Origin of the sequence: Winogradskyella sp. PG-2, assembly GCF_000828715.1 — a bacterium.
Classification (GTDB): Bacteria; Bacteroidota; Bacteroidia; order Flavobacteriales; family Flavobacteriaceae; genus Winogradskyella.
Map to the genome: position 1 here is coordinate 1660082 of NZ_AP014583.1, position 24796 is coordinate 1684877.

Genomic DNA, 24796 nt, shown 5'->3' on the forward strand with positions numbered 1-24796 from the left:
TTAGACAAATTTTTGCCTAATTTAATGATATCGTTTTTTCTTCAAAAATAAACGAACCATTGTTTGCTATACCTTCAATAAATAGCGTGATTTCCCCTCTAGGTTTAACAATTTTAAAGCTTGCATTACCATTCTTATCAATGATTACTTTTGGTTCCCAACCAATAACACCATAGCCTTTATAAAAATCATTGAAGTAAGAGTTATATTTAGGAACATAGAACTTTTTTTCTGCACTAAATGATAAAGGCAATTTAAAGTCCTGAACCGAATCTTGATTATTTGTACTCTTAGAACCTTTAGTACTTGAATAAATTTTAATCACTCCTTTTCCACCTCTGAGACCCTCACCAATTCCGAGTCGATTTATTTCTATATAACCTACATTGGTTAATGAGTATTGATAAAATATAGACGTATCAACCATATACATATCATCTAAAAAGAACACTGGTGAGCTTGTTAGGCTATTAGGTGTTCTATTTACACCTGTTCTATCCTCTATGTAAAACTCTCCTCCTTGATCAATTACAAAAAACCCTTTAGAAACTAAAAACTGACCTAATGTGTTAAACATTAATCTATCATCTTCGTCAATAGCAGATACTTTTCCGAATTTATGTTTATTAAACTCACGCATTCTGGTTCGTTTTCTATCTAAGGCACTTTCTACAACAACTTCATCAAGTTCTTGAGTCTCATCGAAGTTGAATTTTTTAAACACATCCTTTTTTAAACTGGCTTCAATTTTATAATCAAATTTTGGGTTGAGAGTTTTTGATTCTGCTGTTAATCGTGGTATGGCACTTGGAAAACTCTGAAAATATAATGAAGCTGGTAACAAGCCATTTACTTTAGTCATTTTAGACATGTATATTTTATCCTCACCAACAGGAAATAGATTATCTATTAAAAAACTATTTTCCCCTTCAGAAAGTTCAAAAATCCTAGGATCTTCACTTGCTATAGCATGCATTAAATAAGCATTGTTTGGTCCTTTACTTATATCACTTGGTAAATTAGCTTTAAGTCTAATACCTTGTTCGAACATGTGGGTTTGGTTAGGTTCATTTTCAAAAATTTCGTTCCAGTTATAGCTACTCCAACCTTGAGTTAATAATAAATTATCTAACTCATATTGTTTTTTCGCGTTAACATCTGTAAAATAATATTTCGCCTGCTCAACAGCACCTTTTATATAAGGTTGTAAAAAAGTATATGAAACAATGTTATTATGTCTTTTATAAGATTTAGTTTCTTCTGGAAGAACAGAAACACTCAAAGAATTAATAGTTTCTGTATTAATGTCTTTAAAGTTAAGTTTTACAGTTACTGTATCTCTCTGTTTTGAGGCAGAAATGGTATTAGAAGTTAAAATATTTATGCCTTCATAGTTAAAGAATAGACGCTCTGATATAGGCTTATCATTTTCATTAAAAAGTGTTAGGATATTAACCCCAGAAGTAGTGTCACTGTATTCTATGGCCTTGGTAACAACAGTCTCATCTGTGAAATAAATATCCATAATATCATAGTTGTTACCATTATGAATCATTAGTGTATGCCTTTTGTTTTTGACATCATTTAGAGTTTCCTCATTTGTAATTAAAGACACATAAACTTTGGACTTAAGGCTTTTTAGCGACATTATAATGCCTTTGACTTCAATATTTTGTTTGAGATCAAAATGAAATTCCTTGTTAGCGTTTGTAATTTTTACTTTGTAGCTATTGCCAATTTCGGTTTGTAATTGAAATTTTCCAATGCCAAATTTATTGGTTTTAAAAGAAGACAAAACCTCATTGTTTTTACCTAATACTTCTCCTTCTGAATTAGGAATCCCGAAACCAAAATCATCCTTTATTACTACACCAATAGTATTAATAACCCCATTTAATAGGTGGCCACTTTCAGGAAGAAATTGAGCATCAATGGTATTAGACACCATTTGCTCTTCAATATATTCTTCATTTTTTGGGTCAATAATTCTAACGGATTCTACATAATAATTTTGTTCATTAAAGTTAAGCATCCAATTGGTGTAAGCTTTTACATTGTAATAACCAGATGTAAATAACGAATCGAGATCAAATGAGTTTGTTGCCACTCCGTTATCAACTTTTATAAGCTTTTGTTTTACGACATTCTTATTTTTGTCCTCAATACTTACATAGAGATTTGTAGTTAACTGAGAAGGCTTTTTATCTTTTTTATCCATAACATAAGCTGTAAACCCAATAGACTCGCCTTTTATGTATGTAGATTTATTTAAATGCATATAGACAACTTCTCTGGCAGCATCAGAATAATCTTCATAGGCATCTAAAATCTCCGAATCTTCTTGGGCATGGATATTAGAAATTGAAGTACAAAAAATAAGTAAACAGATTAACCTAATAAACCTGTGAGTGTAGTGCGTTTTCATAAAAGCTAATTTTATACCTAAAATACTAAAAATCATACGAAAACAGAGTTATTTTAACTTTGATTTAAGTAAAAGTCCTGCAAAGTCTTAACTAATCTTTAATCCATTAGAAACATCTTTAATATCTGGATTAACAAATACTAAATTACCACCTTGGTCCTCAGTCATTAAAATCATACCTTGACTTTCTACTCCACGAAGTGCTCTAGGTGCTAAATTCACTAAAACTGTAACTCGTTTACCAATGATATCTTCTGGTTTAAAACTTTCTGCAATACCAGAAACAATAGTACGTGTGTCTATACCAGTATCTACTTTTAGGACTAAAAGCTTTTTAGTTTTTGGCATTTTCTCAGCTTCTAAAATAGTACCGACTCTAATATCTAGTTTGGTGAAATCATCAAAAGTAATTTCTTCTTTTTGCGGTTCTACTATTTTTTTCGCAGCTTCGTTGGCTTTTTTACTAGCCTCTAGTTTTGCTAATTGTACTTCTATTTGATCATCCTCAATTTTTGAAAATAATAATTGCGGTTTCCCTTTTTCAATAGAGTGATTAGCAGGTAATAAGATATCTTTACTAGAAACATCTTCCCAACTAGATTCGGAATCTAGTTGAGAGTGGCAAAGTATGTTTTTGAGCTTTGTTGAGGTAAATGGTAAAAATGGTTCTGATAATATTGCTAAAGAAGATGCAATTTGTAAAGCCACAAACATTACAGTTTTGGTGCGTTCTTCATCAGTTTTGATAGTTTTCCATGGTTCTTCGTCGGCTAAATATTTGTTACCTAGTCGCGCTAAATTCATTAACTCTTGACTTGCTTCTCTAAAACGATAACGTTCAATAGAACTTGATATAACAGCAGGATAAGCTCTTAGCGTAGTTAAGGTTTCTTCATCTATTTTAGTGTAATTCGAAGGCTGAGGCACAATACCATCATAGTATTTATTTGTAAGTACAACAACACGATTTATAAAGTTTCCGAATATTGCAACCAATTCGTTGTTGTTTCTTGCCTGAAAATCTTTCCAAGTGAAATCATTATCTTTTGCTTCTGGTGCATTAGCGGTTAAAGCATAACGTAATACATCTTGCTGATTAGGGAAATCTATAAGATAGTCTGGTAACCAAACCGCCCAATTTTTTGAAGTTGATAATTTATTGCCTTCTAAATTTAAGAACTCATTAGCAGGAACATTTTCTGGTAAAATATATGAACCTTCAGCCTTAAGCATAGATGGAAAAATAATGCAATGAAAAACAATGTTATCTTTTCCTATGAAGTGGACAAGAGTTGTGTTTTTGTCTTTCCAATAGTCTTCCCAATTTTTTCCTTCGCGAGCAGCCCATTCTTTAGTTGCAGAGATATAACCGATTGGTGCATCAAACCATACATAGAGTACTTTGCCTTCTCCACCTTCTAAAGGTACAGGTATTCCCCAATCTAAATCTCTAGTTACAGCTCTTGGTCGTAAACCATCATCAACCCAAGATTTTACTTGGCCATATACATTTGGTTTCCAATCTTTTTTATGACCTTCTAAGATCCATTCTTTTAAAAAGTTTTCGTGCTTATTTAATGGTAAAAACCAGTGCTTAGTCTCCTTTAATGTTGGTACATTACCTGTTATAGCTGACTTTGGGTTAATTAAATCTGTAGCATTTAAGCTGCTTCCGCAGTTTTCACATTGATCCCCATAAGCTTCTTCGTAACCACATTTTGGGCAAGTTCCTGTAACAAATCGGTCAGCTAAAAACTGATTAGCGTCAGCATCATATAATTGTTTTGTAACTTCTTCTACAAACTCGTTTTTATCATATAAGGTCTTAAAAAACTCTGAAGCCGTATCATGATGAATCTTCGCTGATGTACGAGAGTAATTATCAAATGAAATACCAAACTCTTCAAAAGAGGTTTTTATAATCGCATGATATTTATCTACAATGTCTTGTGGTGTTACACCTTCTTTTTTTGCTTTTATAGTAATTGGAACTCCGTGCTCGTCACTACCGCAAATAAAAGCAACATCATTACCTATTAGCCTTAAGTATCTCGAATAAATATCTGCAGGTACATAGACACCAGCTAAATGACCAATATGAATTGGTCCATTGGTGTAAGGTAAGGCTGCTGTTATGGTATATCTCTTTGACATTTTGTTTTTTTCTGAAGGGCAAAATTAGCGATTTTACTTGGAGTTATGAAACCAAAAAGCCTCTAGTAAAACTAAAGGCTTTTGATGATGTTATGTTTTAAGAATTAGCGTATAATCAAAGATTTACTAAAATTCTGATTCCCTATAGATATTCTATAAATATATTGACCTACATTCAATTTAGTATTTACGGTATTTTTTATACTAATACTGTGCTCACCAGCAAATAATATTTCGTTTTTAAGTATTGCTAAATCCCTCCCCATAATATCGTAAAGTTTAATAACGGTATGTTGTGTATATGGATTCTTTATTTTTAGTATTGAATCCGTATCTGTGTAAAGTACATAATGTTTAAACCTATTTCGGTTAAAGTCGTCAACACCTAAGGTATCACAATTAAAGCCAAGATCAACTCTGGCATAAGTTGTATTAAGTAAAGCTTCATCTACTAGGTCACTATCTATACACAACCACTCTTGCATAATACTGGCGTATACTTCTCTAAAATCTTGCGTATAGTCTAGATTTCCTCCTCCTGTACTAAGATCTGGATGCGTACCAACAAATCCGTTTCCTTGTAAAGCAGGTCCAAATAGCATTAATGGTGCTGCTTTACCATGATCTGTTCCGTTAGAACCATTTTCATAAATACGACGACCAAATTCGCTAAGTGTCATAGATAAAACTTTATCATCATATCCCGATTGTGCTAAATCATCATAGAATGTTTTAATAGAATTAGATAAATCAACCAATAATTCTCTATGGTTATTAACTTGATTGGCATGTGTGTCGAAACCATCTAGTGTTACCATATAAACTTTAGTGCCTAAATTACCTTTTATTAATTTGGCTACTATCGCTAATTGTTGACCTAAATCAGAGTCCATATACTCAAAACTGTTTGATCCTTCTGAGTAAGCTTCATGAATTGTACCAGCGTATTGATATGTCGTATTTGTAGTGCCACGCATAAACTCTAATTGTTCACCATAAATACAATCTGGAAAACTTGTCATGTCATGTACGGTTCCATTTTCTGCTATGGATTCAAGTTGATCAGGATTTGCTACAGAAAATGCGTAACTATTTGATGGACCATCAAATATTAAATTACCAATACTACCAATTTGAACTGCCGCCGGAATTGAAGGTGGATTTAATAAATATTCAGGATATAATTCTTCGAAGTGACGGCCTAACCAACCTGATTGCGTCGCATTTGTAGGATCTGTCGAGGCCCAAACATCTGCGCCAGCAAAATGAGATAAACTTGGATTTTCATATCCAACTCCATGTACAACCTTCATACCTCCATTATCCCAAAGATTTAACAGGTCATTCATATAGCTAGGCATCCCAAAATCTGGCGTTAAAGCCGTTAACTGATTTTGATAATGTCTAATACTTGGTCTTTGGGTTGCATAGGTATCATAGTCGTAAATTGGGACTATAGTGTTAAGACCATCATTACCACCTTTTAATCTAATGATTACTAAAACTCTATCCGTTTCAGAATTACTAATTGCTGCAGCAAGTTTAGAATTACTAGAAGCAGAGAGTGGCATACCGCCTAGCATCATAGTGCCAGCTCCTGATAAACCTAAAGCTTGTAGAAATGATCTTCTATTCCATTTTTTATGCTCTAAATCATGAGCACTAGTTCCAAATTTTTTATCTGTATTTGTATTGTGATTGCACATAATAGAAGGTTATTTAAGCTGAAATTCAGGAATTTTTATAAGATGAAGTAGGAGTAAGGCGACTTGGTAAGGAGCAGAATCCCATTGTAGATTCCAAAGTTGATCTTCATAATAGTTTGTAGGTACATTATGTTTAAAAATATCTGTAGCAACTTGGTAATCTTCAGTCGAAAACAATTCTACAGGCATAAACCGGTCTATAATACTTTTTGAGATGAGATAAGGGTCATTACTGTTATTAGAACTTTCTATCGCAAATGTTCTCAATTCTTCATTATAATTATTCCAAGTATGCCAGATAGTCCATTGTAAAATTTCCCAGCGACCACTTAAAGTACTTGAGTTAATCCAATCTCTATCTCCTTGCCATCCTGCAACATCAACAGGGTCGAAAAGACTTTGTCCTATTAATCCATTAATCCATACAATTGCCTCTTTGAATTCATCTTGCAGACTAAAGCCAGTAATTTTTAAATATGATATGGTCATATCATATGGACTTTTTATTTGTATTCCTATAGTTTTACTATCAAAGAAATGTTGGCTTTTAAATAATGTTCTAAGAATATTGGCAATATTAAAATCTTGAACAAAAAGTGTTGCCATTTCGGTTACGACATCCTCATTAATAGTTGCGCTAACAAAATATTTATAAAGTTTTTTACAGATAAATTGTGCAATTAAAGGCGATTTTTCTTGAAATAATATAGTAACGACATCATCATAGTTCCAATTTCCAGTTTGCTCAAAAATAGTTTTATCAGTAGTGTTGAATGTGCTATTATCAAAATAAATAGGATAAGTCCAGTTTTGTCTGTGGTTATAACCGGTTAGTGCTTTAGAGGTTTCTTCAATATCTTGTTGATTGTAGCCATTGTCTACTCCAAGGGTAAACAATTCGTATAGCTCCCGTGCATAATTTTCGTTAGGGCTAAAGCTTGTATTTTCTAAACCATTTAAAAACACTAGCATAGCACTTGTTTTTCCGATATCACTTACAAAATTTTGAAAGTTACCAAGTGCATGGGTTTCTATAGTTTTGTAATATTCGTAAAGATGGTTACTCGTATAATATTCTTCTAAGCGTGTTACAAAATGATTACTCCAAAACAAGATTAGTCTTGCTTTTAAACCCGTTTCTCCCGCCATCTGCTCAACAAGTGCACGATAAACCTCTCCATGATTGGCTTGTGTTTGTTCATCAAAGTCTAGACCAAGATTGGTGTAGTCGTCATCTGTGAAATTTGCCCAAGTTGGTTCTGGCCAATCGGAGACATTTAGCGATTCGTTAACTAATTGGTCAATTAATACACTTGGTGAGACTGCTAGTGCATTTGTAATCATGGACTTATTAGCGTCATAACCAATTCGCCTAAATGCATGTCTTACTCGAGTTTCATTCCATGGATTTTCAGTAGAAGGTAAATAAGGTTGTAACGAAGACGTAATACAAGATGTAAAAACTGCCATGAGTAGGATTTTTAGTTAAACAAACGAAATAAAGAGGGAAATATCACCATATACGTTGAAGATACATTATTTAGATGTTTTTTTGTTAAAAATTTATAAAGTCTGCAATTTTAATTGACATCAAATTTTACTTTTTATCTTTACAAAAAGCAGTTTATATGATTTTGAGACCCTCGATTGTGTTTTTATGTTTTGCAATTAGTTTATTAACAAACGATAAAACTTATGCTCAAAATAAAACTGATAATTCTACAGAAATGATATCAGAATTAATCCAACCTCCATATTTAAAAGCAGGAGATACAGTAGCCATAGTAGCTCCATCTGGGATTTTAAAAAATCGAGAACGCGAAGTGCAACAAGCTGTAGATTTATTAAAAAGTTGGGGATTGAATGCAGTGGTTGGCAAACATGTATTTAGTAAATCAAATCATTTTGCAGGTACAGATGATGAACGATGCGAGGACTTACAAAATGCTTTGGACGATTCTAATATTAGTGCTATTTGGTGTGCAAGAGGAGGTTATGGGACGGTTAGAATTTTAGATAAACTCAATTATAAAAAGTTTAAAGAAAACCCCAAATGGATTATTGGTTACAGTGATATTACAGCTTTACACAACCAAGTACATAATGAAGGATTTCAAACTATTCATGCATTAATGTGTGTTAGTTTGACTAAAGATCTGGAAGAAATTAAAGAAACTATTGAGACGTTTAAAGCAGCTATTTTTGGGGATCCTTATGATTATACACTTCGAGGTTCTAAATACAATAGAGTAGGGGAAACTACAGGACCATTAGTTGGTGGAAATCTAACCATCTTGCATACCATGTTAGGCTCTGAAGAAACTATTGATACCTCTGGGAAAATATTATTTATTGAAGAAATAGGCGAATACAAATATCACATTGACAGAATGTTACAAAGTATGAAACGCGCTGGTTATTTTGATGACCTTAAAGGTCTAATTGTTGGTGATATGTCTAAAATGCGAAAAAACACCACGCTTTGGGGAAATTCAGTAGAACAGTTGATCCTTGATGCCTTATCTGAATATGATTTTCCAATTACCTTTAACATGCCAGCAGGTCATGAAAAAGATAATCGAGCTTTGATTTTAGGGGGAAGTATTCATCTATCTGTTGAGACAGAGAAAACTAAGCTAAGAGTTCTAAATTAAAGATGTCATTTTACGATTTATTAAAACGAAAACGTAACCAATTGGTTGAAGAAATCAATCAAGATATTGAAAATGATTTAAAGAAACATAATACAGAAAATATTATCAAATACTTTGCATATGAGGATACTTACATTAGAAAAACAGCTTATTTAGCTATTGGCAAAATCTTCTACTCACAGAAACAATTACAATCCGAAATTTTTTTGGTATTAAAAGAGCTAATGAAATCTGAAGATGAGTTAGTGAGACAAACAGTTATTAATGCAGCTGGTGAAATAGGGAAATTTCATTTTGATAAGATTCAATATTTTATGGATGCTGGTTTATTTGATAAGCACCATCGTGTTAGGAATGCAGTAATAGGTTCCATTAAGAAAATGGGCGAACGTAACCCTTTGCCTGTTTTGGCTTGGGCTAAAACCTATCTAAAACACCAAGACAAAGAGATAAGGCGAGAGATTTGCCATGGTATTGAATTAAGAGGAAGAACACATCCTCAAGATATTTTACCACTTTTAAGAGAATTAGAATTTGATGAAACCAAACGCGTTTCTGATACATTAATTCATGTACTAGGTCAAATTGCATACAAGCGAGGTTGTTTACAAACTGTGGTTGCTCATCTTAATACCTGACAAAATAAAGAACTAGTTCAAAAAGCTTTAGATGAAATTGTGGATGTACATAATCGTTATAAAAAGTTTACTGTTCTAACGCAGCAAGAAGCTATTGATTATATCAATGCTAATTATAAGTCTATTTAATCTCTTCTAATATTTTATTTGATAATTCCTTTCCGTTTTTATCAATAGAAACAAACCAAACGTTGGTTGTGCATTCTCTGTTAAAAACATCTGTATTTGATGTACAGTTCTGGATGGTCCCTTTAATTAAAAAGCCTGTAACTGTTTTTTCAGCTGAATAACCATATTCATTATAAAAATCACCAAAGGTGTTTTGCCAAATCTTATTCCCTTTTTTATCTGTTTTAATCACAAACATATCGTAATTACCCTTCCCGTATGAACTTGTAGAACCAATAATTAAATAACCATCATCTGTAGATAAAATGGAACTTGCTTTATCATAACTATTACCACCAAATTTTTGAGACCAAACTTCATTTCCATTTTGATGATTTTTTGTCAATAGAATATCTGAGGTATTACCATTTACAGATCCAATTGTTGTAACTTGGATAGACCCATTTTCAGTTTTAACTTTTGGCTGATGAGTTAAATTTGTCATCTTTTTAAATCGATTATTTTTAGCTCTTCCTAAGCTTAAGAATATTTCAGTAACTCTATCAAATTGATCTCTATTTATTTTTAAAGTGAAATTACGAGACAATAATTCGTTTTTATTAAACACCTCTGCATCTCGCTCATTGTTACGATTTGAAAAATTCATTTTTAATTTATTGTTTTTATCTAATGAAAGACTAAAACTCATATCTAATTCATCACTAAAATAAGTACCAATAAAACCTTCTAAATCCGCAAAAGAAGCAGGTTTTTCATTACTTCTTTTATAAATAGACATTTTCCCTGATGGTTCAAATAAAACCATCTCTTCCTTATAAAACACTAACTTTGATTTAGGGTCATAGTCTAAATGATATTTGTTTTTTGTTTCTGGAATAAGCTCAATACTAAGATTTCTTCCTTGTTTGAAATAGGTTTTATCTTCTTCCGTTACGATTCTTGTTAAATAACCACTTTTGGTATGGTATTGACCTGTAATCTGTACTTTTTCAGAAGTACCTATTGTTTCAGATAGTCTTGGATTATATTGCTCTTTCTTATTTATTTTAGGAAGAAGAACATTTGCAATTTCATTGGCAATCATATATGTTGAAATATTACCATTATTACTCATTGCAAAAATGGTTAATTTTTCTTCTGGGAACCTAATCATTTGAGAGTTATAGCCACCTGTTGCACCACTATGATGTACTGCTTTTCGGTTTAAAAAATCATTAAGTTCTAGTCCAAAACCGTAGGTTGTAATTTCACTATTTGGAATGGGTTGTTGACTTTTTATTAATAGGGTATTACTGTTTTGATTTGCATTTTGTACTGCTTGTTCAAAGTGTAGTTGATCTTTAAGTGTAGTATATAAAAAGCCTTCTCCAGCGGTTTTAGTAACTGTTGGTGTTTGCAGCATTATACCATCACCCCAATCACCATAGGGTTCTGCTCTGTTAGGAATAATGCCAGCGTATCGCTCAATAAATAATGTTTCCTTCATACCCAAATCACTAAAAAACTGTTTTGAGTAATTAGTGAATTTTTTACCTGAGATTTTTTCTATGATTTCTGCCAAAACAACATAACCTGAATTGCTATACGTATATTCTGAACCCGGTTTAAAAGCTAGGTCTTCTTGTTGTTTTAATAAGTTAATAACGTCATCATTTTTTAAACCTATTTTTTTCCACCAAATATCGTTTTGTAAACCCATTAAATCACAATAGTCTCTAATGCCACTGGTATGATTAAGAACGTGTCTAATTTTTATTTGATCTTTTACTTTTTTGTATAGACTTGGAAGATACTTCCTAATATCATCTTCTAAATCCAACTTTTTGTTTAATACTAAATCTAAAATCATTAATGCAGTATACTGTTTTGCCGTAGATGCAATATTAGATTTTGTTTTTTTGTCTATTTTTATTTGAAATTGCAGATAAGCTAATCCACGATATTTTTCATAAATGATTTTTCCATCTTTTACGATTCCAACCATTAAACCTGGATCGTTTTCTGCAATCTTAGAATTAACTATAGAATCAATTTTTTTTATATCATTTTGAGATAAAGATGAAACTGAAATAAGAAAGGCGAGTAGAGTGATCGTTTTTTTCATAATTAATTAATTTAAATCAAAAATCTACTAAAAATTTGCATCAAACGCTTCAAATCTTGATTTGAGACTTGTTTTAAGATAATTTTTGGATATAATCTTTTGGCGAAAGCGATGTGCTTTTTTTAAACGCCCGATTAAAAGTAGCTTTACTATTAAAACCAGAATCTAATGCTATACCCAGAAGTGTTGAGGTTTTGTGTTCGCCAAGACTCAACTTTTCTTTAACAGATTCAATTCTGTGATGATTAACAAAGTCGTTAAAGTTCATTTTAAAAGTTGTATTCACAACAGAAGATACGGTTTTGGTAGTTATATTTAATTCATTTGCCACATCTTGCAGTGTTAAACGTGGGTTTTCAAATAAGCGTTTTTCAGACATTAATACTGATAATTTGTCTTTCCAAATCTGATTGTCTTTTTCGTTTTCAATAGGTTTGATTTCATCATCAGATATTTGAAACTCGTCCTCAAATACATTAATAGTTTTTAGTTTTTCATTAGCTAAAGAAATTTGTTTAATAACATTAGAATAACCTGTTATTGCTATATAATAAAACACAAATGAAAACGTAATATAATGCCAAAATTGCCTGCCAAACTGACCCCAATCAGGATTTATAATAAAGAACAAAACACGTAATATTAAAATTCCTAAAAAGGCGATCATAAAATTTCTAATCCATTGAAACAATACAGTTTCAGCATAACTGACCTTATTAAAAACTAATTTTTTGTAGTTAAAATAAAAGCGTAAACTCAATACCAAATAAAAGCTCATTGAAAGCAAACCTAATACTTGATACCAATTGGCTAAATCTTTATCTCGATTATTTGCATAAAAATAATAGTCGTCTAAAATGAGTTTATCAGTTACAAAAACAATCAAACTGTAAATAAGATATAGTACCGCTGGCACAAAATGTAAATAATCTTTTTTTGATATTTTAAAATTATAATTTAGCTGACTTTTGGTATAAAAATAAACTACAGGACCAATAAGAAAAACTTGCATAAAGGGTATAAAAAACAAGATTTCACGACTTAGACCTTTACGGTACCAACCAGCATAACCAAGCATGTGAGGTGCAATATACATGGCATATAAAAATAACAGTAGGCTTAACCATTTACTTGCGTTATGATTATTAACAATGCTTTTTCTGAGTGTTAAAAATGAAAAGATAATGCCATGAAAAAAGAAAACGAGTAATAGCCCACTCTTTTCATTAAAACTAAAAGTAAAATCCAATGGGTTTGATTAGAGTTATATAGGTTAATATTATAAAAATACTATTATTTTTCTATTTTAGAGAGATGGCACAACATAATGAGCTAGGCAAAAAAGGAGAGCAATTAGCAGTAGAGTTTTTACTTAAGAATGACTATACTATTGTTGAACGTAATTATAGATTCGAAAAAGCCGAAGTTGATATCATTGCTAAAACGGGTGACATTTTAGCCATTGTAGAAGTAAAAACACGTTCTACGACAGATTTTGGTAATCCTCAGGATTTTGTAAAACCTAAACAAATTAAAAACCTTGTAAAAGCTGTAGATGAATATGTCATTGAAAATGACTTTGATTTAGAAGTTAGATTCGATATAATCGCTATTGTTAGAGAAGGGAAGAGATTTAAAATTGAGCATCTAGAAAATGCCTTTTATCATTTCTAATTACCATGGAAATGGGAATCTCTTTGAACTTACTTGTAAAAATTCATCTCATCTAAGTATTCCCATACATTCATAGGAAGCATAGGTCTAATATTTTTACCATCCTTAATTTCTTTTCGAATAAAAGTAGATGATAATTCCATAATTGGAGCATTAACTTTTTCAATCTTAGGATGATTGTTAAATTGAGACTCTACTTTTCCATCCGATAATCTTGGGTAAACATAAATACTATGATTCTCTATAATAAGCTCGTAGTTTTTCCATTTATGGAAGCTTTTTAAATTGTCTTCTCCCATAATTAAAGCAAACTCATGTTCAGGGAATTTTTCAAAAAGATAGGTAAGTGTGTCTATGGTGTAATTGGGTTGTTTAAGACCAAACTCAATATCACATGGTCTTAGTTTTGTGTAGTCTTTTGTGGCGCGATAAACCATCTCTAGGCGTTGCTGATTATCTAACAAACTATTTTTTTTCTTAAAAGGGCTTAGAGGTGTTACTACAAACCAAATTTGATCCAAATCACTATGCTCTGCCAAATGATTGGCAATAGTTAAATGCCCAACATGTATTGGGTTAAACGTACCAAAATATAAACCAACCTTCATCTTATTTAGATATAAAATCCGAAACTAGACTATAAGCATTTTCCAAGGCTTCATCTAATTTAGAGTTAACAACAATAACATCAAAAAGTGGTGCAGTAGCTAATTCTGCTGGTGCTTTTGCAACACGCATACTTATTTTTTCTTCACTCTCTTCGCCACGATCTTTAAGGCGTCTTACTAATTCATTTAAATCAGGTGGTTTTACAAAAACAGCTAACGTTTGGTCAGGGAATTTACGTTTTATTCTGAGTCCTCCAGAAACATCAATATCAAAAATAACATGTTTTCCTTTTGCCCAAATGCGCTCTACTTCAGCTTTTAATGTACCATAAAAGTTGTCTCTATAGACTTCTTCCCATTCTAGGAATTCATCTGCCTTTATTTTGTTTTTAAATTCTTTGAGCGAGAGATAATAATAATCTTTTCCATGTTGTTCATTGCCTCGTGCTTCTCTTGAAGTCGCCGAAATAGAAAACTCTAAATTGAGTTCTTGTTGCTTCAATAAATGACGAACAATGGTTGTTTTTCCAGATCCTGATGGTGCTGAAAATACAATGAGTTTACCTTCTTTTGTTTTACTTTCTTCTGACACAGATTATAATTTTAAAACTTAATATTAAAGAACGTTCAATAACTGTTCCTTAATTTTCTCTAGTTCATCTTTCATCTGTACCACAAGCTTTTGCATCGGTGCATAATTAGATTTTGAACCAATAGTATTTATCTCTCTTCCGATTTCTTGAGATATAAAACCGAGTTTTTTACCATTAGAATCATCAGATTTTAGTGTTTTAGTAAAATAATCTAGATGATTGTCTAATCGCACTTTCTCTTCTGTGATATCAAACTTTTCTATGTAATAGACAAGTTCTTGTTCAAAACGATTTTCATCTACTTTTTCTTTAATATCTGAAACTCCTTTTTCTAAACGTGCCCTAACACCATCTATACGGTCAGGATCCATAGTGATGACTTCTTGCAGTAAATGTCTTAGTTTAGAAATTCTATTTGTAAAGTCTTGTTCTAAAATAGCCCCTTCATCTTTTCTGTAGATTACAATTTTAGAAATTGCATCGTGTATTTCTTTGCTAATTGCAGACCATTCTTCTTCATCAATTTCATCACGTTCTGTGGTTATAGCATCTGGCATGCGCACAGCCATTTTTAAGAATTCTGTATGATCTCCTCCATCAACAACATCCTTGAGTTGCTTTATATACTCTTTAACTACAGTTTTGTTAATCTTAGAACTAGTGTCCTCACCAGTAATTTCAACATATAGTGAAAAATCTACTTTTCCTCTAACAAGATTTTTAGCGATTAATTTCCTAATAATCAACTCTTTTGCACGATACATTGATGGCATACGAGCATTGAGATCTAAACTTTTACTATTTAGTGATTTTAGTTCAATGGATATTTTTTTTGTTGGGAGCTGAAGTACAGATTTCCCATAACCTGTCATGGATTGTATCATTAAGACGATGCTATTAAAGTTGCGCAAAGGTACAAAAATGAATTGTTATTTATATTTAAATAGTTTTTGGATAATTGACTTTAAAGTGAAGACTTTTATAACTTTGTAACTTATTTTTTAAAGTATTAATATGTACAAAAAACAGTTTGAAATCCGATGGAGTGATGTAGATGCCAATGGGCATTTAGCCAATTCTGCATATACCAATTTTATGAGCCACGCAAGGATGTCTTTCTTTAGTGAACAAGGCTTTTCCATGCCAGAAATTAGAAAGCATAATGTTGGACCAGTAGTGTTTTATGAGCATATGTATTATTTCAAAGAATCTTTTATAGGAGCACCGATTATCGTGACTATTGAAGTTTCAGGGTTAAGTGAAGACGGTATGCTTTTTATGTTTGAGCATAATTTTTATAATGAAAAAGGTGAAAATTTAGCTTATTGTGAAATGCAAGGAGGATGGATAGATCTAAAAGCTAGAAAGTTGACAGGTTTACCAGAGCCTTTGTTAGTCTTGGCAGGCAAATTCCCAAAGTCTAAGACTTTTAAAGTACTGACAAAATCAGATACTCGTAAACATGGAGTGAAGCCAAAACCAATGGGGCTTTAAAATCATTTAAAGACTGAGTGCTGTTTAAAAGACTTTATTTTTACATTCTTTATAAATGGTTTTAAAATCTGATTTGGCAAATAGCGCTTATGCTTACAATAGCAAATTAATGCTTTTGGTTGAGCGCCAAGAGTACTCTTAATTTCTGAAGCTGTTCTTCCTAAATTAATTTGTGATGATTTTGTCTCGATACCAAGTCGTAAATAATCATTTAATATTCTTGGGTATATAGCAAATTCTTTATTATTTGCATAATCAATACCAATAAAGTGTGCATCGAGATTAGTTTCGTTTTGCATTGCAGATAAGAACCCGACTAACTTTTCATTTAAGAAATAACCTTTCACAATAAATTTCTCTCCGAAAGATTCTTTAAGATTCTTATAAGTATCAAGGTTTAAAACCTGAGCATTAAAATCAGCATTACTAATGGTGTTTTGATATAATGCTTGAAGCTCATCTTTGTGAGTTTTAATATCTTCTTTTGTAAATAACTTAGCCTTTAATTTTTTGCTTTTAGAATCTGTTTTATTCGCTTTTACACGGTATTTAGATTTTAATGCGCTTTTATAATCTTCAAACGAATGCCATTCTGGTTTTAAAGTTATAATCATATTTGGTTCCACTTGCATTGCTGCATAATCATAAGATTTTAAGTGATCTGTAATATGAAGTGATTCGTTTTCAAAGTCTTTAACAAATATAGCATTGAGTCTTTTAGTTGCCTTAGATAATTGCTTTACAACTTTAGCTATAGCATTAAAAGTTTCAACTTTAGGTTCTCCATCTTTTAAAAATGTTCCATATTCTCCACTCAAGAACACGTTACCACAAAAGAGAACTTTTATTTGATTATTACAAAACATATTATTTACAACGCTTCTAATTTTACTAGACATTCTAATGTTTTGAGTAATGGTTTCAACTCCTATAGTTAGGATTTGAGTATTAGCGAAAGCAACAGCTTCTTCGTCTTTTAATATAAAGATATAATTGAATTCAATGTCAGTATTGGCAACCTCAAAACTCTTTAAAAATTCAGGAGAATAATAAATGTTAGTACAACAGTTTACACTATCCCAATATTTTTTCGGAATGACATCTACTGATTTAAATATTTTAGAGTTTAAAGACAAATCAATTGACTTTATTAGATTTTCGAGAAACTAAATATACACCAGAAAAAATAAGAACCATAGCAACAATTTTCAAAGAATCAATACTATCAGCATCCATGATAATAGCAAATAGGCCAGCAATTACAGGTTGCAAATAAATAAAGATACCAACAGTTGATGCTTTAAGTTTATTTAGAGCTATTGGGTTGAGTAAATAGGTTCCAAATGTTGCACCAACTACCACAAATAAAATTAAAAAGTAAACATATGGTGTAAATACTTGCCATTCTACTTCTTGTAATTGATTATACCCAAATGGTAAAACCATAAAAAATCCAAACAAAAACAACCATTTTATAAATGTAAATGGATGATATTTAGCGGTAAGTTGTTTGATTAGTATAATATAAATACTATAGAAAATAGAGTTAATAAAAATAAAAGTATTACCTAGTAATACATTATCTCCTACACGATCCGAATCTCCAAAAAGAGTTAATGCTAATGCTCCTGCAAGTGCTAAGCCTAAGCCTAAGACTTTTAAGCCAGTAATTTTTTCTTTTAAAACTATGGAGGATAAGATTAAAATAAGAACAGGGTTAATAGTAATTATTGCTGAAGCATGAATTGGAGTCGTCAATTCAACACCTTTAATATAAAAAAGCATATTAATGGCAACACCAAAAACTGCAGCAACAAAAAACTTAAAATAGTCTTTTCGTTCTACTTTTTCTTTTGGTAGCCATATACTAATAAGCCAAAACAAAATTGCAGCTCCTCCAACTCTTAATATAGTTAGAGCAAAGGGCTTTACGTAGTTTTCATTCATCACTATTTTTGCAAACGTATAGTTCAATCCATATAAGACTTGGACCATTAAAAGTGCAAAAATGGCAAAGCTTCTGCTATTCATGTATAGCTTGTTTTGCGGCTTCTACTATTTTTTTAGAATTACCAATAAAGATTAGATTATTGAATAAAATTACTGGACGTTTTAAAAACGTGTAGTGTTCTAAAATAGAGTTTTTATAATCGTTTTCAAAGAGTGATTTCTCTTTTAGACCTAATTCTTTATATAACCTTGCTCTTTTACTAAATAGACTTTCGTAGCTGTCAGTTAGTGTTCTCATCTCATCAATTTGAGACTCAGTCATTAGCTCTGTTTTTATATCCTGGAGTATAAAATCTTTAGGCAAATTAAGTTCAGTAATAATTCTTGTACACGTATTACATGTACTTAAATAATATATTTTTTTCATATCCGAATTCTATATAATTTTGATGCTACAAAGTAATCGTAATTAATGTGAATTTTAATTACATTTAGGAAAAATATAATCTTATGAATTGGGAATTTGATGTTGCTATAAAAAATAGAACATTATTAAAAAGTTTTATTGAAAATCATACTTTAAAAGAATTGAATAAAGTACCTGATGGTTTTAGTAATAATATCATTTGGAATATTGCACATACAATTGTTACGCAACAAATATTGGTCTATAGATTATCTGGTTTGCGAATGGTTTTATCTGATGAGATGGTTACAACCTTTAAAAAAGGAACAAAAACTGAACGCAATTTATCTCAAGCCGAAGTGGATACTATTAAAGGTTTATTGTTTTCGCCAATTGAAAAAACGAAGGAAGATTACGACAATAAAATTTTTCAGACTTATAATCAATATACAGTGAGTACAAAAAGTACATTAAGTAATGTCGAAGATGCTATAAGTTTTAATAATTTTCATGAAGGCATACATTTAGGTTATATTTTAGCACTTAGAAAATCGTTATAGATTTATGGATTACTACTCAATTGCTACAGTTTTAATTGTCTTATCAGCAATCTTTGGTTACATCAATGTAAAGTTTTTAAAATTACCTATTACCATTGGTTTAATGTTGATTACCATTGTGTTTACCATAGTCTTGGTTGGTGTTGCTCAGTTTGATGACACATTACTTGCAAGAGAGAAAGCATTTATCTCTAGTATTGATTTTGAAACTGTTCTGCTAGATATTATGTTAAGTTTCCTGCTTTTTGCAGGTGCTTTGCATACTAATTTTAATCAATTAAAGATTCAACGAGGGCCTATTTTAGCGTTCGCTACTTTAGGTGTTTTAATCTCAACATTTTTAGTTGGTATTGTAATGTTCTACGTTTTACAATTGATGGGATCAAATGTTAAATTCATTTACTGCTTATTATTTGGTGCTTTGATTTCTCCTACAGATCCTATTGCAGTTTTAGGGATTTTAAAAAAAGCAGGAGCACCAAAAAAACTGGAAACTAAAATTGTTGGTGAATCCTTATTTAATGATGGAGTAGGTGTTGTGGTATTCTTAACTATTTTCGCCATTGCTTCAAAGCCCAATGCTGCGATTTCGTTTTCAGATATTGCTACTTTGTTTGGTCAAGAAGTTATTGGAGGAGTAGCTTTAGGGTTATTATTGGGATGGATTACCTATCGTTTAATGAAGTCTATAGATAACTACGAAATCGAAGTAATTTTAACTTTAGCTACTGTAATGGGAGGTACCATGTTGGCCCACAAATTCCATTTATCTGCACCTCTAGCAATGGTAACTGCGGGACTTATAGTAGGTAATGATACCGTTAGAAATTCAGCGATGTCAGAGACAACCGAAGCATATGTGGATAAATTTTGGGAGCTCATTGATGTATTATTAAATACTATTTTGTTTGTAATGATTGGTATGGAAATGCTCGTTTTAACCCTAGAAGGAAAATTTATTTATGCAGGTTTATTAGCTATTCCTATTATTTTAATGTGTCGTTATATTTCTTTATGGTTGCCCATTAAATTCTTTGCTAAACGATTAGATTTTGTACCCAAAACAAACTTAATAATGACTTGGGGAGGATTGCGAGGTGGAATTTCTATTGCCTTAGCATTAAGTTTAACTAAAGAAATGCATAGAGAATTGTTCTTAGTAATTACTTATGTGGTAGTTGTTGTTTCTATAGTTGGTCAAGGTTTAACGGTAGAACCAATTATAAAACGATTGACCAGAGAGACAGACTAATTGAAATTTAGATAAGACTCTAAATCTTCAAAAGGAATAACAAATTCAGTATAACCTTCATTATATGTGGCAACTTCATATATATTGTATAATAAAACTAAACCATCGTCTGTGAAACCGATATTGTCTGGTAATTGAAATGGTTTTCCGAAAAAGAAATCTTCCATTTTTAAGTTTTCATTTTCAATTTCTAGTGATTTGATAAAGTTGGTCTTAGCAAGACCTTTAAAATCGCCAATATTTTTAATGATTTCATTTAGACTTAGAATTTCACCTGTCTTAGCATTAAGATTTATAAATGAAATAACATCACTTCCATGTGCACCACCTTTAAATTGATAAGTACTGATAGCAATAGTAATGATACCTGCTGATTGATAGGTTTTTTCAGTTTCAATGTGAAGTTCCCAAATAGTTTCTGAAGCATCCGAAAAATCCTTTTTAAAATCGAGATATTCTGTGTTAAAATCAGCTAAAACTGAATATAGATCTTTCATATTTCCTTCTACACCTAATGAAGAAATTATTGACCGTTTTATATTACTATTAATAACTTCACTTAAGTCACTATTACCTTCTGCCTTATCATAAGTTGCTGATATATCAGCTTCAAATGATTTTTCAATTGATGAGGTTTTAAAAGTTGCTGGTTTAAATTCAGAGGTACACGAATTTAAAATCAGTAACAGAAATAAAAGGCGCAATGTTCGTTTCAAAAGAAATAAGTTTAACCAAATACGTAATAAAGGTATTGTATAGATCTCAATACAACGAATTATAGATTAAATTTGTTGTAACTCATCGTTATAATTTATTTCATGAAATTCAACACAAAGGCTATACATGGAGGCCAGAAACATGATATTGCATATGGATCTGTAATGCCGCCAATTTATCAAACATCAACTTACGCGCAAACCACTCCTGGTGGTCATAAAGGTTATGAATATTCTAGAACTCACAACCCAACCAGACATGCTTTAGAAAATTCGCTCGCAAGCATTGAGAATGGAAATTTCGGGTTGGCATTTAGTTCGGGCTTAGCATCTATAGATGCAATATTAAAATTACTAAAGCCTGGTGATGAAGTTATCTCTACAAATGATTTATATGGTGGGACATATCGTTTATTTACTAAAATATATGAAGATTTTGGTATAAAGTTTCATTTCATTGGTATGGAAAATACTGAGCATATTGAAGAATATATTAATAATAAGACTAAGTTAATTTGGGTTGAAACACCAACCAACCCAATGCTAAATATTATCGATATAGTAGCTACTGTAAAAATTGCAAAAAAGCATAATGTTCTCTTAGCTGTTGATAACACGTTTGCTACACCTTATTTACAAAGACCATTAGATTTAGGCGCAGATATTGTAATGCATTCAGCAACAAAATATTTGGGTGGTCATAGTGATTTAGTAATGGGGGCATTGATTGTTAAGGATAAAGAATTAGCAGATAGATTATATTTTATACAGAATGCAAGTGGAGCAATTTGTGGACCTCAAGATGCTTTTTTAGCATTAAGAGGAATAAAAACCTTGCATTTGCGTATGCAACGTCATTGCGAAAACGGAAAAGCTATTGCGGAATATTTAGTAAATCATCCTAAAATTGAAAATGTATACTGGCCAGGTTTTAAAACGCATCCTAATCACAATACTGCCATATCTCAAATGGATGATTTTGGCGGTATGGTATCGTTTACAACTAAGGAGAATAATTACCAAGAGGCAATTAAAATTGTAGAAAATTTAAAAATATTTACTTTGGCAGAATCTTTAGGAGGCGTAGAGTCTTTAGCTGGTCATCCTGTAAGTATGACACATGCAAGCATCCCAAAGGAAGAGCGTGAAAAAGCAGGTATTGTAGATTCTTTAATTAGATTGAGTGTTGGTATTGAAGATAAAGAAGATTTAATTTTAGATTTGAAACGCGCAATTGGATAATAGTTGATATTTAGAAATTTTAGTCTAGGTAATATATATAACCAAAATTTAACCAAACTAACCAGTCGTTAGATTTATTAGATGATAATTGGTGGTTGAGTCCATCTGTCCAATCACTAAAGAAATATTGAAATCTTAAATCTACCATTAAATCAGAGAGTATGGTAAGTTTATATCGTGTACCTATACTTGATACAATAGACCATGTAGAACCGTTTTCGGCACTAATAGAACCTGGTTGCCAACCAGGATAAAAATTATTGGCATTTTCTATATTTAAATCTTGATAAGTGGTTTCTACACTAGGATTAAAAGATACAAAATGTGCTCCTAAACTTGCAAATGGGGCAAATGAATATTCTCCGGCTAAAAATGCTCGTATACTTCTTGGAAAATATTCTAACTGCATGCCTATATCCCAATTCTGTGCTTCACCAGAATGTGCTCTCAATTTATCTGCGGCATCACTTGTTCTATTAGCATCAACCCATTTCCCAAAATGATTTAATGTGGTTTTATTCCATGCTATTTCACTTCTTAACTTAAAATGATCGTTGAAATATTTATCTGTTGTATAACAGTTACAGTCTGCTCGATAAGCAAAGTTAATGTAATGTACTATTCCTATTCCAAAACCTGAATTTCCTGAGTTTGTTTCAAAGTCATAACGGATACCAAAATCTGATTGATAAGCAATAGGACCAGCAATAACACCTATTTCGTGAGAAAAACCCAACTGAGCGTTACTCAGTTGCATAAATAAAAGGAATGCAAGCGGAAGAAAAAGTCTTTTTATGTTTCTGACCATATAATTCTAAAAATTGAGGCTATTGCCGAACAAATATATAAAAACCCGATGAAATACAAAATAAAACGGATAAAATGCAATTTTTGTTGTATTTGACAATGTCAATATAAACTCGAATGATTAAAATTTATTGAGAATTTAAAAAAATAAACGGTTATTTTTATAGATAATGTATCTTTACACCCAATAAATGACAATTTGTTAACAATAACATAAATTCAACGTCCAGATTTGACCTCTAATTAAAAATTAGGGAAGATTAATATGGGTGTATTATCTGAGCTATAAAAATAATAAAACTATACAGATGAAAGACAAAATTGACGCTTTTTTAGAACTTGTTCAAGAACGTAATGGCCATGAGCCAGAATTTTTGCAAGCAGTTAAAGAGGTTGCTGAAACAGTTATTCCTTATATCGTAAAGCACGATATCTATCATGGGAAGAATATTTTATTGAGAATGGTTGAACCTGAAAGACTAATTTCATTTAGAATAAGTTGGGTAGATGATTCAGGTGAGATTCAGGTGAATAGAGGATACAGAATTCAAATGAATTCTGCAATAGGCCCATATAAAGGTGGATTACGATTTCACCCAACAGTAAATGCAAGTATTTTAAAATTTTTGGCTTTTGAGCAAGTATTTAAAAACTCATTAACAACATTACCAATGGGTGGTGGTAAAGGAGGCTCTGATTTTGATCCTAAAGGGAAATCGGATAATGAAATTATGCGTTTCTGCCATGCTTTTATGAGTGAATTATTTAGACACATTGGTCCAAATACAGATGTTCCTGCAGGAGATATAGGAGTTGGAGGAAGAGAGATTGGATTTATGTTTGGGATGTATAAAAAACTTAAGAATGAATTTACTGGAGTACTTACTGGTAAAGGTGCATCATGGGGAGGTTCTTTAATTAGACCAGAAGCAACAGGATATGGAAATGTTTACTTTGCCGATAACATGCTAAAAATTAAAAACGATTCATTTAATGGGAAGAAAGTTGTTATTTCTGGTTCAGGTAATGTAGCTCAATATGCTGCTGAAAAAGCAATAGAATTAGGTGCAATTGTATTAACATTATCAGATTCAGGTGGTTATATTGTAGACGAAGATGGAATAGATACTGAAAAGCTAAAGTTTGTTATGGATCTTAAAAATGTTCGCCGTGGTAGAATAAGTGAATATGTAGATCAATATCCTAGTGCAAAATATGTAGGTGGTGAAAGACCATGGTCTGTAAAATGTGATATTGCTTTGCCATGTGCAACTCAAAATGAGTTAAATGGTGAAGAAGCTAAACAATTAATTGCTAATGGATGTATGTGTGTATCTGAAGGTGCAAATATGCCTTCAACTCCAGAAGCCATCCATGAGTTCCAAAAAGCAAAAATATTATTTGCTCCAGGAAAAGCTTCTAATGCAGGTGGTGTAGCTACTTCTGGTTTAGAGATGAGCCAAAACTCGTTACGTTTAAGTTGGTCTAGAAAGGAAGTTGACGATAGATTAAAAGATATTATGGAAGATATTCATGATTCTTGTGTTAAGTATGGGAAAAATGATGATGGATCTATTGATTATATATCTGGTGCTAATATTGCAGGTTTTGTAAAAGTTGCAGACGCCATGTTAGCACAAGGTGTGGTTTAGTATATTTTAATAAAATGAATGAAAGCTTCTGT

The 24796-nt window shown here is 31.5% G+C and carries 22 protein-coding genes; 8 read left to right on the forward strand and 14 right to left on the reverse strand.

Annotation, left to right across the window (positions count from 1 at the left end; genetic code table 11):
* Positions 1-16: 16 nt before the first annotated feature.
* The 4 genes from WPG_RS07385 to WPG_RS07400 form a co-directional block, all read right to left on the reverse strand.
* Positions 17-2425, reverse strand: a complete 2409-nt coding sequence (locus tag WPG_RS07385) for a hypothetical protein (protein WP_084221633.1) — start codon at positions 2423-2425, stop codon at positions 17-19.
* 87 nt (positions 2426-2512) lie between these two features.
* Positions 2513-4579, reverse strand: a complete 2067-nt coding sequence (metG, locus tag WPG_RS07390; RefSeq protein ID WP_045470919.1) for a methionine--tRNA ligase — start codon at positions 4577-4579, stop codon at positions 2513-2515.
* 104 nt (positions 4580-4683) lie between these two features.
* Positions 4684-6285, reverse strand: a complete 1602-nt coding sequence (locus WPG_RS07395; protein WP_045470921.1) for a DUF1501 domain-containing protein — start codon at positions 6283-6285, stop codon at positions 4684-4686.
* A 9-nt stretch (positions 6286-6294) separates the two neighbouring features.
* A complete protein-coding gene (locus WPG_RS07400) occupies positions 6295-7755 on the reverse strand; it encodes a DUF1800 family protein (RefSeq protein WP_045470923.1) in 1461 nt (486 codons plus the stop codon).
* Between the two features lie 158 nt (positions 7756-7913).
* Here WPG_RS07400 and WPG_RS07405 point away from each other — a divergent pair, with 158 nt between their 5' ends.
* The gene (locus WPG_RS07405) at positions 7914-8939 is read left to right on the forward strand and encodes an LD-carboxypeptidase (RefSeq protein WP_084221544.1); all 1026 of its coding nucleotides are present in this window, start codon (positions 7914-7916) and stop codon (positions 8937-8939) included.
* Positions 8940-8941: 2 nt separating this feature from the next.
* A complete protein-coding gene (locus tag WPG_RS07410; protein WP_197539938.1) occupies positions 8942-9577 on the forward strand; it encodes a HEAT repeat domain-containing protein in 636 nt (211 codons plus the stop codon).
* 121 nt (positions 9578-9698) lie between these two features.
* Here the strand turns inward: WPG_RS07410 and WPG_RS07415 are convergent, their stop codons facing one another.
* Entirely contained in the window at positions 9699-11810 is a 2112-nt protein-coding gene (locus tag WPG_RS07415) for a serine hydrolase domain-containing protein (RefSeq protein ID WP_045470926.1), read from the reverse strand.
* Positions 11811-11883: 73 nt separating this feature from the next.
* The gene (locus WPG_RS07420) at positions 11884-13059 is read right to left on the reverse strand and encodes a helix-turn-helix domain-containing protein (RefSeq protein ID WP_045470928.1); all 1176 of its coding nucleotides are present in this window, start codon (positions 13057-13059) and stop codon (positions 11884-11886) included.
* A 65-nt stretch (positions 13060-13124) separates the two neighbouring features.
* On the opposite strand from WPG_RS07420, the gene WPG_RS07425 reads away from it, so the two are divergent.
* The gene (locus WPG_RS07425; protein ID WP_045470930.1) at positions 13125-13484 is read left to right on the forward strand and encodes a YraN family protein; all 360 of its coding nucleotides are present in this window, start codon (positions 13125-13127) and stop codon (positions 13482-13484) included.
* A 29-nt stretch (positions 13485-13513) separates the two neighbouring features.
* Here WPG_RS07425 and nadD read toward each other — a convergent pair whose 3' ends face one another.
* The 3 genes from nadD to WPG_RS07440 are packed head-to-tail and all read right to left on the reverse strand — an operon-like array spanning position 13514 to position 15569.
* Positions 13514-14092: a nicotinate (nicotinamide) nucleotide adenylyltransferase gene (gene nadD / locus WPG_RS07430; RefSeq protein WP_045470932.1), complete on the reverse strand. Its 579-nt coding sequence runs from the start codon at positions 14090-14092 to the stop codon at positions 13514-13516.
* 1 nt (position 14093) lies between these two features.
* Positions 14094-14684, reverse strand: coding sequence for a guanylate kinase (gmk, locus tag WPG_RS07435; protein ID WP_045470934.1), 591 nt, complete (start codon positions 14682-14684; stop codon positions 14094-14096).
* 24 nt (positions 14685-14708) lie between these two features.
* A complete protein-coding gene (locus tag WPG_RS07440) occupies positions 14709-15569 on the reverse strand; it encodes a YicC/YloC family endoribonuclease (RefSeq protein ID WP_045470936.1) in 861 nt (286 codons plus the stop codon).
* Positions 15570-15699: 130 nt separating this feature from the next.
* Here WPG_RS07440 and WPG_RS07445 point away from each other — a divergent pair, with 130 nt between their 5' ends.
* The gene (locus WPG_RS07445; protein ID WP_045470938.1) at positions 15700-16179 is read left to right on the forward strand and encodes an acyl-CoA thioesterase; all 480 of its coding nucleotides are present in this window, start codon (positions 15700-15702) and stop codon (positions 16177-16179) included.
* A gap of 2 nt (positions 16180-16181) precedes the next feature.
* On the opposite strand, the gene WPG_RS07450 is transcribed toward WPG_RS07445, so the two are convergent.
* From WPG_RS07450 to WPG_RS07460, 3 genes are read right to left on the reverse strand one after another with little or no spacing between them, the layout of a single operon-like run.
* A complete protein-coding gene (locus WPG_RS07450; protein WP_045470940.1) occupies positions 16182-17315 on the reverse strand; it encodes a peptidogalycan biosysnthesis protein in 1134 nt (377 codons plus the stop codon).
* 1 nt (position 17316) lies between these two features.
* Positions 17317-18210, reverse strand: coding sequence for a DMT family transporter (locus WPG_RS07455; protein ID WP_045470942.1), 894 nt, complete (start codon positions 18208-18210; stop codon positions 17317-17319).
* Positions 18203-18556, reverse strand: a complete 354-nt coding sequence (locus tag WPG_RS07460) for an arsenate reductase family protein (RefSeq protein ID WP_045470944.1) — start codon at positions 18554-18556, stop codon at positions 18203-18205. The genes WPG_RS07455 and WPG_RS07460 overlap by 8 nt, the downstream gene beginning before the upstream one ends.
* A gap of 83 nt (positions 18557-18639) precedes the next feature.
* Here WPG_RS07460 and WPG_RS07465 point away from each other — a divergent pair, with 83 nt between their 5' ends.
* Together WPG_RS07465 and WPG_RS07470 are read left to right on the forward strand one after the other, a co-directional pair.
* Entirely contained in the window at positions 18640-19095 is a 456-nt protein-coding gene (locus WPG_RS07465; RefSeq protein WP_045470946.1) for a DinB family protein, read from the forward strand.
* Between the two features lie 4 nt (positions 19096-19099).
* Complete coding sequence (locus WPG_RS07470) at positions 19100-20347, forward strand: cation:proton antiporter (RefSeq protein WP_045470948.1); 1248 nt, start codon at positions 19100-19102, stop codon at positions 20345-20347.
* Here the strand turns inward: WPG_RS07470 and WPG_RS07475 are convergent.
* The gene (locus WPG_RS07475; RefSeq protein ID WP_084221545.1) at positions 20344-21063 is read right to left on the reverse strand and encodes a DUF3298 and DUF4163 domain-containing protein; all 720 of its coding nucleotides are present in this window, start codon (positions 21061-21063) and stop codon (positions 20344-20346) included. The two genes, WPG_RS07470 and WPG_RS07475, sit on opposite strands and share 4 nt — an antisense overlap.
* Positions 21064-21165: 102 nt before the next feature.
* Here WPG_RS07475 and WPG_RS07480 point away from each other — a divergent pair, with 102 nt between their 5' ends.
* Positions 21166-22305: a cystathionine gamma-synthase gene (locus tag WPG_RS07480; protein ID WP_045470952.1), complete on the forward strand. Its 1140-nt coding sequence runs from the start codon at positions 21166-21168 to the stop codon at positions 22303-22305.
* A gap of 19 nt (positions 22306-22324) precedes the next feature.
* Here WPG_RS07480 and WPG_RS07485 read toward each other — a convergent pair whose 3' ends face one another.
* The gene (locus WPG_RS07485; protein WP_045470954.1) at positions 22325-23113 is read right to left on the reverse strand and encodes a THC0290_0291 family protein; all 789 of its coding nucleotides are present in this window, start codon (positions 23111-23113) and stop codon (positions 22325-22327) included.
* Positions 23114-23420: 307 nt separating this feature from the next.
* Here WPG_RS07485 and gdhA point away from each other — a divergent pair, with 307 nt between their 5' ends.
* Positions 23421-24764, forward strand: a complete 1344-nt coding sequence (gene gdhA / locus WPG_RS07490) for an NADP-specific glutamate dehydrogenase (protein ID WP_045475318.1) — start codon at positions 23421-23423, stop codon at positions 24762-24764.
* The last annotated feature ends 32 nt before the right edge of the window (positions 24765-24796 follow it).